Origin of the sequence: Pseudomonas sp. DCB_AW (assembly GCF_026240895.1) — a bacterium.
GTDB lineage: Bacteria > Pseudomonadota > Gammaproteobacteria > Pseudomonadales > Pseudomonadaceae > Aquipseudomonas > Aquipseudomonas kermanshahensis.
Genome location: NZ_JAPFCE010000111.1, coordinates 1 through 10,015 on the forward strand (window position 1 = coordinate 1; position 10,015 = coordinate 10,015).

Sequence of the window (10,015 nt, forward strand, 5' to 3'; positions counted from 1 at the left end):
CTTCCTACCGCTGGATCTACAAGGATTTTGAATCATCCATGGACCCACACCCGGCAGGCACAAAAAAAGCGCCGGGCGGTGGCCGCCGGGCGCTTTTTTTTAGGCTACTGAAGGTCAGTCGCGATAGAGAATCGCCGAGCCCCACGACAGGCCCACACCGAACCCGCTGATCGCCACACGCTTCCAGTTACCATCGAGCATGTGCTTCTGCAGCAGCAGCGGCACGCTGGACGACACGGTATTGCCGGTCTCCAACATGTCCTTGACGAACTTCTCCGGGTTTTCTTCCTCGAAGCGGCGCGCCACGGCATCGACAATCGCCGCGCTGCCCTGGTGGATGCAGAAGGCGTCGATATCCTTCGAGGTCAGCCCGCTGGCGTCGAGCAGCTCATGCAGGTGCGCCGGTACTTTGATCAGGGCAAAGTTGAACACCTGGCGGCCGTTCATGAAGAACTTGCCATCGTTGACCTTCAGGTGCTCCGCGCCAGAACCGTCAGTGCCAAAACGCGCCTGGCCCAGGTTCCACACTGCATTTTCGCCCATCCAAGTGGCCGTGGCGGCATCACCGAACAGCATGGTGGTGTTGCGGTCTTCCGGGTCGACGATTTTCGAGTACGGGTCGGCAGTGATCAGCAGGCCATTCTTCAGCCCTGCCGCTTCCATGAAGCCCTTGATCGCATACAGGCCATACACGTAACCCGAGCAGCCCAGCGACACGTCGAACGCCGCCACGCGGGTCGACAGGCCAAGCTTGCTCTGGACGATGGCGGCCGTGTGCGGCAGGCCTTCTTCGTCACCGTTCTGGGTGACCACGATCAACGCATCGATCGACTGCGGATCAAGGTCAGGGTTGGCGGCGAACAGGGCCTTGGCCGCTTCGACGCACAGGTCCGAGGTTTCTTGGTCTTCGGCCTTGCGCGGCAGGAAGGACGCGCCGATCTTGCCGAACATGAACTCTTCGTCCTTGCCGAACTTCGCACCCTGGACGTAGTTGTCCAGGCCAGCGGTGGGCACGTAACTCGCGATGCTTTTGATGCCAATCATTCTGGCTTCCCAATGAAAACAGCCAAAGACCACCACTCGATGAATTGAGGGCGCCAAATACCGGAGCGTCACCCCACAGGGGGCAAGCAAGGCCTGGCAGCCTCGCTCGAATGCAAACCGGTAACAAAATGCTGCAACAGCTGCTGCATAGAATACAGGGAAGATGACCGTTTTGACTCATTGGTCACATTGAAATGCTACGAAAGCCTGGCGAGGGGTGTGGAGACTGGAGGGTTTTGCGGGGGGATTGAGGGATTTTGGGGCTGCAAAGCAGCCCCAAAAACTCACAATAGAATCAAAGCTTGTTGAACAGGCTCAACTGCGAAATCCGCGCAAACGCCAGCTGCGAGGCCTCGAGCATCGCCTGTTGCAGGGTCAGCTGGATGGTCGCCGACGCCATGTCGGTATCGCCAATGGCGCTCTGGGTGGTCTTGTTGGCCAGGCCCAGGCTGATGTTCTCCTGCTCCTGGATCTCCAGCGAGTTACCCCGCGCACCAATCGAACCGCGAGTAATGTCAATACGCTCACGGGCACTGGCCAGGTTGGAGATCGCCGAGTCGGTCGCCGTTTTGAGCGCTGCCTGCGCCTCCGGGCTGTCGACCGGCTTGCCCAGCGCCGTGCGCAATTGGCCGAGACTGTCGAGTACGTTCTGCGTGCGGTGCGTGTTGGCCGTCACCGCGAACTGGTCACCTTCGCCAGGCGCACTGTCGAGCTGGAAGGTCACGCCCGCCACCGTAACCGCATTACCCGCCCCGACCGTGCCCGAGGCCACCGGCTTGCTGTCGGCACTGTACGGCTGCGCATACAGCGAATACTCGGTCGCACTGGTGAACTTGATCACCGCGCCATTGCTGGGGAAGGTGCTGCGATAGGCATCGGCATCGGCGATGCTGCTGCCGGTAACCTGCGCGGTCGATGGGTTACCCGCACTGCGCGTGGCATTCAGGGTGTCGGGCTTGGCTTCGAGGGTGAACACATGGCCCGCCACCGCCGCGTCGGCATCGTCACCTTCCTGCAGGTTCAGGTTGATCTCGAAATCGACACCGCGCAGCGAAATCATCTTGCCGCCTTCGGTGTTGACGTCGAACTTGCCGTTGCTCGCAGTTTCGCTGGTGATGTCCTTGCCGGTGGCATCCTTGACGCTGTACTCGGTGGCACTGGTGAAGGTGATGGTGTACGGCTGGCCGCCGGCGAACTGGTTGTTGTAGGTGTTCGCCGAGGTCATCAGGCCACCGGACAACAGCACCTTGCCATCGTCCGGGGTCGGCGCCTGCAGGCTCGACTGCGTACGGCTGTTGTTGGTCGCCTGGTCGAAGATGCTGAAACCGCTGTCATTGGTCGCCAGGCTCAAGGTATCGGAGACCTGCAGGCTGAGCTGGGTCTGGTCACCCTGGTAGCTGTAGGTACCGTCGCTATTGCGCACGTAAGGCGGCGTTGATGACTTGGAGCCACCGAACATGTAGTCGCCATTGGCGTCGCGGGAATTGAGCAGGCCGAAGACGTTCGCCTCGATCTCTTTGATCTCGCTGGCGATCGATGCGCGGTCGGCATCGCTCTTGCCACCGTTACCCGCCTCCAGTGCCAGCTCGCTGGCACGCTGCAGGGCATCGTTGATGGTCGAGAGCACGCTCTCTTCCTGCAGCAGGGCATTCTTGACCGTGGTCATGTTGCCGTTGTACTGGTCCAGCAGCGCGCTCTGCTGCTGCAGCAACAGCAGGCGTGCGGCACCGACCGGGTCATCGCCCGCCGTCTGGATACGCGACTTGGAAGTGATCTGCTCGGTGGTCTTGGCCGTGTCCGAGAAGTTCTTCGAGTAGGTGTTGGCGCTGGTCTCATAAAACTGAGCAGTAGAAATACGCACGGCCAGCTACTCCTTAAAGGGCGTTGATCAAGGTCGAAAAGGTTTCTTGCGCCGCCTTGATGATCTGCGACGACGCGGTGTAGTAATGCTGGAACTTCACCAGGCTGGCCGCCTCGTCATCGAGGTTGACCCCCGACACCGCACTGCGGCTTTCGGCGGCAGACTTGAACACGGCCTGGGTCGCGGTGGTGTCGATGGCGGCCTGGCTGGCCTTGGCCCCCACGCGCTCGACCAGCGAGGCATAGGCCGAAGTGAAACTGGTGCCACCGCCAGAGCCGGTGGCCACGGTCGATTTGGTCTGCAGCTCCAGCAGCGAGGTAGCGTTGCGGTTGTCGGCCTTGCCGTCGGCATTGAACGACAGGGTAAAGCTGTCGTTGGCAGACGGGCTGCCGCCGATGGTGGTCTCGACATTGAAACTGCGCGGCTTGCCGTCGCCATCAAGGATCGGCTGGCCAGCGGCATCGAGCATTGGCACGGCGACGGACAATTTGTTGTCCTGCCCAGGCACCACGCTGCCGGTGCCGATCTGCGTGCCCTTGGCATCGAACAGCTTGTAGCCTTGGGAACCGCCGTTGGCGGCGTCGAACACCACGCGCACCGGCATCGAGTCGCGAATCGCCTGCTGCACCAGCGCTGTATCGGCACCGCCGTAGATGTCCAGCGAATCGCCCAGCACCGGCTGGGTGATGGTGCCAGTGCCACCGTTGCCGCTGCCCGCCGTGGCGCTGATCGGCCCGGCAAAGGCCAGCTTGTTGGCATCGGTCATGATGGTCGAGATGTTGCCCGCCGCGGAACGGGTCGGGATCACCTTGAAGCTGTCCCCCGCGGCCAGGCCACCGCCCTTGAGCGCCAGGCTGAAGCCGTCGATCACCGGGGCCGGGTCGGCGTTCAGGTCGAAGCTGCCCATGTCGGTGCCATCGGAGCGGCGCACGCTGTACTGGTTGGCGCTGGTGAACTTCACTTCGTAGTCGTACGTGGTCAGCGCGCCGCTGTCGGCAATGGTCACATCGAGGTTGCCGGACCCGGCACTGTTGCTCGACGAAGCCAGGCTGCGCTGGGCCAATGCACTGGCGCTGTTGATGCTGGAGAACAGCGCGCTGCCGAATTGGGCGTTGGCATCCAGGCCTTGGCCCAGCTGGCTGTTGATGCTGTCAGCAACCACCAGGGCCACGCGGCCGAGCTCGTTCATCGACGGCATCAGCACGTCCTGGCGGTAGCGCAGCAGGCCGCCGATCGTGCCACCGGTCACCACCGAGGTCACGTCGGAGCTGAACGACTCGTAGTTGATGTGCAGGCTGGCTTGGCTTTTGTCAGCCACACCTGGCTGCACCGACAAGGTGTTGGCCTTGACCCCGGTGACCAGTGACTGGCCACTGCCCAGGTAGACGTCGTAGTTGCCGTCGCGCTCCTGCACCGTGACCCCGACCAGCTCGTTGAGCTGGCGCACGGCTTCGCTGCGCGCATCCAGCAGGCTGTTAGGGGTATTGCCGGTGGCGGTGGCCGCGACGATCTGCTTGTTGTACTCGGCGATGTTGCTGGTGAGCTTGTTCACCTGGCCTGCGAGCGTGCCGAGCTGAGAGTTGATCGTTTCGTTCTGCTGGGTCAGCTGAGTGCCCACCGCATTGAAGCGGTTGCTCAGGGTTTGCGCCTGGGTCAGCAGCAACTGCCGCGAAGCGACATCACCCGGCGTGGCCGAAGCGGTCTGCAACGCCGAGAAGAACGCGGTCAGCACCGAGCTGATGCCGGTATCACGGTCGGCCAGCAATTTGTCGACGCTGGTGATCTGGTCCTGGAACGCCACAGAGTCGGCCTGCAGCGAGGTCGCGGTCTGCAACTGATTGTCCAGGTAGGCGCTGTAGATCCGGCGCACATCCGAAAGCGTGGTGCCCGTACCCAGAAAGCCCGCGCCCATGTTGTGCGAAGGGCCCGCAACCTGAACCGCTTGCTGGCGCGAATAGCCACTGGTGGCGGCGTTGGCAATGTTGTTACTGGTTACCGACAGTGCCGCCTGGCTGGCACCCAGGCCACTCAGACCGATCGAAATCAGACTCGACATGTTTTAGTCCTTATAGATTCGTAGTTCTGCCAGCCATGGCGTATTGCGGGGTTGCTTGCATTTGCTGGGCGATGCTGATGATCTTCTTCGCATAGCCCGGGTCGGTCGCATAACCTGCTTTTTGCAGCTCTCTTGCAAACTGCTCAGGGTTATCGGCCGCGTCCAGCGCACCTTGATAGCGGGAATTGCCCTGTAACAGGTTCACCAGGTCATGGAAGCTGTCCTGGTAGGAATCGTACGAACGGAACGCTGCGGTTTCCTTGACGAACTGGCCATCGCGGAACTCGCTGGTGATCGCCCTCGCCTGCTCGCCCTGCCAGTTGCCACTGGCCTTGATGCCGAACAAGTTGTGGCTGCTGCTGCCGTCGGTGTTGCGCATGACCGACTTGCCCCAGCCCGTTTCCAGGGCCGCCTGGGCGACCAGGTAACGCGGGTCGATACCGATGCGCTTGGCGGCCTGCTCGGCCATCGGCAGCATGGTGGCGACAAAGGCGTCGCTGTCGGCGAAGGCCTTGTTCGGCGCCAGCGGCGGCTGGGCGACGGCACGCCCGACAATGCGCAGGCCGTTTTCTGGCACGGCGAAGGCCTTGGCCACTTGCTGGCCGTCACGGGCCGGCACGCTGGTGGTGTTGGTGGTCGCAGCCGACGGCACGATGCCTGCCAGCAGGCGGTCGGTGAGCTTGCTCGGCAAAGCCAGGCGCCGCGCATTGAGCGCCGCGACGTCATTGCGCGCTGCGCCGGTCTCTGCGGCATGCGCAGGCTCGGCCACCTTGTTGCCCCACAGTGCCGGGCCACTGCCCTCGCTGCGCGGAAACGGGCTGGTGGCGCCAGCCGTGCTCTTGCTCTTGGTCAACTGGCGCACCAGTACGTCCTGCAGGCCGATACCGCCCCCCTCGCGGGACATGCTCACGGCCAACTGCTGGTCATACATGTCGCGGTATTGCTTGACCGTTTCGGTGTTCATCGGGTTGTCGTCGGCCAGCACATCGCTGGCCTTGCGCGAGGCCTTGAGCATTTCGCTGATGAACAGCGACTCGAATTCCTGGGCCACCTTGCGCACGTTGGCTTCGCTGTCGCGGTCGCCGTGCTTGAGCGAACTCAGGCGGTTGAGGTCGGTGTAGGCGCCGCTGTCGGCACTGCCAGACACCAAGCTTTTGCTGTTCATGCGCGGCGTCCTCAGATCACGATCAGGTCGGCCTGCAAGGCGCCGGCCTGTTTCAGGGCTTCAAGGATCGCCATCAGGTCGCCGGGTGCCGCGCCGACCTGGTTCACCGCGCGGACGATTTCATCCAGCGTGGTGCCTGGGCCGAACTTGAACATCGGCTTGGCTTCCTGCTCGGCGTTGACCCGCGAACGCGGCACCACGGCGGTCTGGCCATTGGAGAACGCGCCCGGCTGGCTGACGATCGGGTCTTCGGTAATGGTCACGGTCAGGCTGCCGTGGGTGACCGCCGCCGGCGACACCTTGACGTTCTGGCCGATGACGATGGTGCCGGTACGCGAGTTGATGATGACTTTCGCCACGGCTTGGCCTGGGTCGATATCGAGGTTTTCCAGAATCGACAGGTAGTCCACGCGCTGGCTCGGGTCCATCGGCGCACTGACGCGTACCGACCCGCCATCCACAGCCTGGGCAACGCCGGGGCCGAACAGTTCGTTGACCTTGTCGACGATACGCTTGGCCGTGGTGAAGTCCGGGCGGTTAAGGTTCAGGGTCAGGCTGTTGCCCTGGTTGAACCCGCTCGGCACCGATCGCTCGACGCTGGCGCCGCCAGGAATTCGCCCGGCCGACGGAACGTTGACGGTGATCTTCGAACCGTCACGGCCTTCGGCATCGAAGCCGCCCACCACCAGGTTGCCCTGGGCGATGGCGTAAACATTGCCATCGATACCCTTGAGCGGGGTCATCAGCAAGCTGCCGCCGCGCAGGCTCTTGGAGTTACCGATCGACGAAACGGTGATGTCCACCACCTGGCCCGGCTTGGCGAACGCCGGCAGGTCGGCATGCACCGACACCGCCGCGACGTTCTTCAACTGCACGTTGCCGGAACCGGCCGGCACCTTGATGCCGAACTGCGACAGCATGTTGTTGAAGGTCTGCAGGGTGAACGGCGTCTGGGTGGTCTGGTCACCCGTGCCGTTGAGCCCCACCACCAGGCCATAGCCGATCAGCTGGTTGGAACGCACACCAGAGATGCTGGCGATGTCTTTCAAGCGCTCGGCCTGGGCCGCGAAGGCGCAGGACAGAAGCAGGGTTGCGGCAATCAGCTGCCTCACGTTGAACATGGTCATCTGTACTCAGAAAGGCCAAAGCGGGCTGATGAAGAAGCGGTCCAGCCACCCGGGCTGGCTGGCATCGGCAAACGAGCCGGTGCCCGAATAGGTGATGCGCGCATCGGCCACGCGGGTGGACGGCACGGTGTTGTCGGTGGCGATGTCATCGGCGCGGATCATGCCGGCAATGCGCACCAGCTCTTCACCGGTGTTCAGGGTCAGCCACTTCTCGCCGCGCACGGCGATGATGCCGTTGGGCAGCACTTCAGCCACGGTCACGGTGATCGAGCCGGTCAGGGTGTTGCCCTGGGTGGCCTTGCTGTCGCCCTTGGTGGCGCGCTCGCCGTTGTAACCGGCCTCCAGCGACAGGTCACCGCCGCCGAACGGGTTGTTGGTGTTAGGCGTGCTGCCGAACAGCGAGGTCAGGCCGATGTCGGCCTTGCTGTTCTTCTGGATCTGCGAACCTGCGTTCTTGCTGGCCGAGGTCTTCTCGTTAAGGGTGATGGTGATGATGTCACCGACCCGGAAGGCCTTGCGGTCGCTGTACAGGTTCTGTTCGAAACCGGCCTGGTAGATCGAACCGTTGTTGGCCGCCGCCGGCAACGGGGTGCGCGGCAACACCGGCGCATAGTACGGGTCGTTGGGCTTGGGCGTCGGCCCGACGCAACCTGCCAACAACACCGCTCCCCCCAGGGCGAAGACGGACAACAGACGATTCATGACGCTTACCTCACGGTGTATCTGGGCTACGGGGCCGGGATCAGGGGCTTACAGCTGCTGGGTGACGAACGACAGCATCTGGTCGGCGGTAGAGATGACTTTCGAGTTCATCTCGTAGGCACGCTGGGTGGTGATCATGTTCACCAGCTCTTCCACGGTGCTGACGTTGGAGTTTTCCAAGGTCTGCTGCAGGGTGGTGCCGAAGCCGTTCAGGCCTGGGGTGCCGACTTGCGGCGCGCCGCTGGCGGCGGTCTCCAGGAACAGGTTGTCACCGATCGCTTGCAGGCCGGTCGGGTTGATGAAGTCGGCGGTCTGGATGTTGCCGATGACCTGCGCCGCCGGGTTGCCGGCCGTGGTGATCGACACGGTGCCGTCCTGGCCGACGGTGAAGGTTTGCGCGTCGTTCGGCACGACGATGGCAGGCTCCAGGGCGAAACCGTTGGCGGTGACGATCTGGCCATCGGAGTTCAGGTGGAAGGTGCCGTCGCGGGTGTAGGAAACAGTGCCATCCGGCTGCAAGACCTGGAAGAAGCCACGCCCGTTGACCGCCATGTCCAGCGGGTTTTCGGTGGTCTGCAGGCTGCCGGCGGTGAAGTTTTTCTGGGTGCCGACAATGCGCACACCGGTACCCACCTGCAGGCCCGAAGGCAGCTCGCTGTCTTGGGTCGACTGGGCGCCCGGTTGACGCTTGATCTGGTAGAGCAGGTCCTGGAATTCGGCGCGATCACGTTTGAAGCCGGTGGTCGAGACGTTGGCCAAGTTGTTGGAAATGACCGTCAGGTTGGTGTCCTGGGCGGACAGGCCGGTTTTAGCGACCCAAAGAGCCGGAAGCATGCTGTTCTCCTCGTGCGCCTGTTTTACGGCACCCGTTCAAATGTGATTAGCCGATTTGCAAAACCCGAGCCATGGCTTCGTCGCCTTCCTTGGCCGTGTTCATCATCTTGACGTGCAGTTCGAACTGACGGGACAACGCCAGCACCGAGGTCATTTCCTCGACGGCGTTGACGTTGCTGCCTTCCAGGAAGCCCGACACCACGCGCACGTTGACGTCGGCATCCGCCGGTTGGCCATTGGTGGTGTGGATCATGCCGTCCAGGCCCTTGGTCAGGCTTTTGATGTCGGGGTTGACCAGCTTGATGCGGTCGACTTCGGCCATCATGCGCGGGTCTTCGCCCATGGCGCGGATGCTGATGGTGCCGTCCTCACCCACTTCCACCTTTTGCTCTGGCGGAATGGCAATCGGGCCGCCGTTGCCGATCACCGGCATGCCGTTGCCGGCACGCAGCACGCCCAGGGCGTCGATGTTCAGGCTGCCGGTGCGCACGTAGGCTTCGCTGCCATCCGGTGCCTGTACAGCGATGAAACCTTTGCCGGTCACAGTCACGTCCAGCTCGCGGCCGGTCTCGACCATCGGGCCTTCGCTGAAGTCGGTGGCCGGGCGCTCGGTCATGGCAAACGCGCGCGCCGGAAAGCTGTCGCCAAACACCGGCATCGAGCGCGCCTGCTCCAGGTCGCGCTGGAAGCCGTTGGTGGAAATGTTCGCCAGGTTGTTGGCATGGGCCTTCTGCGCCAGCGCGTTCTGGCTAGCGCCGGTCATGGCCACGTAAAGCATCTTGTCCACAGCATCTCCTATGCGCGTACCTGCCGCGCTGTCACTGAGCAGGGATAAGCAATAATCGAACCAGGTCCGCAAACCAATGAATTCAGGGGTTGCAGCGCGCCGAGAGGCAAAAACCGTCAGTTTGTCGGCGGATGTTTGCCGCGAGCGGCAAGGCAGCGTTCAGTACGTCCGGCAACCGGCGTTGTTGTAGGGGCCGGAAAAGCGCATCCAGCCTTCGCCTGGGTTGGTGGCCGAGCACATGAAACGGCCGGTGGCCAGGCTTTGCCATTGGTAGAAGGGGGCGGGGGCAGCGGCGAGCAAGGGGGCCATGGCGAGGATGGGGAGAAGCGCTAGTAGCAGCAGCCTTTTCATCGGGTAAACCTTTGGGATTTTGGGGCCGCTTTGCGGCCCTTTCGCGACGCAAGGCCGCTCCCACAAGGATCGCGTCGACCTGTAGGAG

General features: G+C 62.8%; 9 protein-coding genes. All 9 read right to left on the minus strand.

Annotated elements, in window-relative coordinates:
* Window positions 1–114: 114 nt before the first annotated feature.
* On the minus strand, window positions 115–1,044 hold the full coding sequence (locus OO306_RS27085) for a ketoacyl-ACP synthase III (RefSeq protein ID WP_265970322.1): 930 nt from the start codon (window positions 1,042–1,044) through the stop codon (window positions 115–117).
* Window positions 1,045–1,339: 295 nt separating this feature from the next.
* Window positions 1,340–2,905, minus strand: a complete 1,566-nt coding sequence (locus tag OO306_RS27090) for a flagellar hook-associated protein 3 (protein ID WP_265970323.1) — start codon at window positions 2,903–2,905, stop codon at window positions 1,340–1,342.
* A gap of 13 nt (window positions 2,906–2,918) precedes the next feature.
* Window positions 2,919–4,961, minus strand: coding sequence for a flagellar hook-associated protein FlgK (flgK, locus tag OO306_RS27095; RefSeq protein ID WP_265970324.1), 2,043 nt, complete (start codon window positions 4,959–4,961; stop codon window positions 2,919–2,921).
* Between the two features lie 10 nt (window positions 4,962–4,971).
* Entirely contained in the window at window positions 4,972–6,126 is a 1,155-nt protein-coding gene (gene flgJ, locus OO306_RS27100; RefSeq protein ID WP_265970325.1) for a flagellar assembly peptidoglycan hydrolase FlgJ, read from the minus strand.
* An 11-nt stretch (window positions 6,127–6,137) separates the two neighbouring features.
* On the minus strand, window positions 6,138–7,253 hold the full coding sequence (locus OO306_RS27105) for a flagellar basal body P-ring protein FlgI (protein ID WP_265970326.1): 1,116 nt from the start codon (window positions 7,251–7,253) through the stop codon (window positions 6,138–6,140).
* A 6-nt stretch (window positions 7,254–7,259) separates the two neighbouring features.
* The gene (gene flgH / locus OO306_RS27110; RefSeq protein ID WP_016488460.1) at window positions 7,260–7,955 is read right to left on the minus strand and encodes a flagellar basal body L-ring protein FlgH; all 696 of its coding nucleotides are present in this window, start codon (window positions 7,953–7,955) and stop codon (window positions 7,260–7,262) included.
* A gap of 48 nt (window positions 7,956–8,003) precedes the next feature.
* The gene (flgG, locus tag OO306_RS27115) at window positions 8,004–8,789 is read right to left on the minus strand and encodes a flagellar basal-body rod protein FlgG (protein ID WP_238215402.1); all 786 of its coding nucleotides are present in this window, start codon (window positions 8,787–8,789) and stop codon (window positions 8,004–8,006) included.
* A gap of 46 nt (window positions 8,790–8,835) precedes the next feature.
* Window positions 8,836–9,576 carry a flagellar basal body rod protein FlgF gene (locus OO306_RS27120; RefSeq protein WP_186679627.1) on the minus strand — a complete coding sequence of 247 codons (741 nt, stop codon included), beginning with the start codon at window positions 9,574–9,576 and terminating at the stop codon, window positions 8,836–8,838.
* A 159-nt stretch (window positions 9,577–9,735) separates the two neighbouring features.
* Entirely contained in the window at window positions 9,736–9,927 is a 192-nt protein-coding gene (locus tag OO306_RS27125) for a hypothetical protein (protein ID WP_099430874.1), read from the minus strand.
* Between the last annotated feature and the right edge of the window lie 88 nt (window positions 9,928–10,015).

Excerpts from the sequence above, each read along its gene's own strand:
- OO306_RS27125 (WP_099430874.1), bottom strand. The coding sequence starts at position 9,927 with ATGAAAAGGCTGCTGCTACTAGCGCTTCTCCCCATCCTCGCCATGGCC.
- OO306_RS27085 (WP_265970322.1), bottom strand. The coding sequence starts at position 1,044 with ATGATTGGCATCAAAAGCATCGCGAGTTACGTGCCCACCGCTGGCCTG.
- flgG (WP_238215402.1), bottom strand. The coding sequence starts at position 8,789 with ATGCTTCCGGCTCTTTGGGTCGCTAAAACCGGCCTGTCCGCCCAGGAC.
- flgH (WP_016488460.1), bottom strand. The coding sequence starts at position 7,955 with ATGAATCGTCTGTTGTCCGTCTTCGCCCTGGGGGGAGCGGTGTTGTTG.
- flgK (WP_265970324.1), bottom strand. The coding sequence starts at position 4,961 with ATGTCGAGTCTGATTTCGATCGGTCTGAGTGGCCTGGGTGCCAGCCAG.
- OO306_RS27105 (WP_265970326.1), bottom strand. The coding sequence starts at position 7,253 with ATGACCATGTTCAACGTGAGGCAGCTGATTGCCGCAACCCTGCTTCTG.
- flgJ (WP_265970325.1), bottom strand. The coding sequence starts at position 6,126 with ATGAACAGCAAAAGCTTGGTGTCTGGCAGTGCCGACAGCGGCGCCTAC.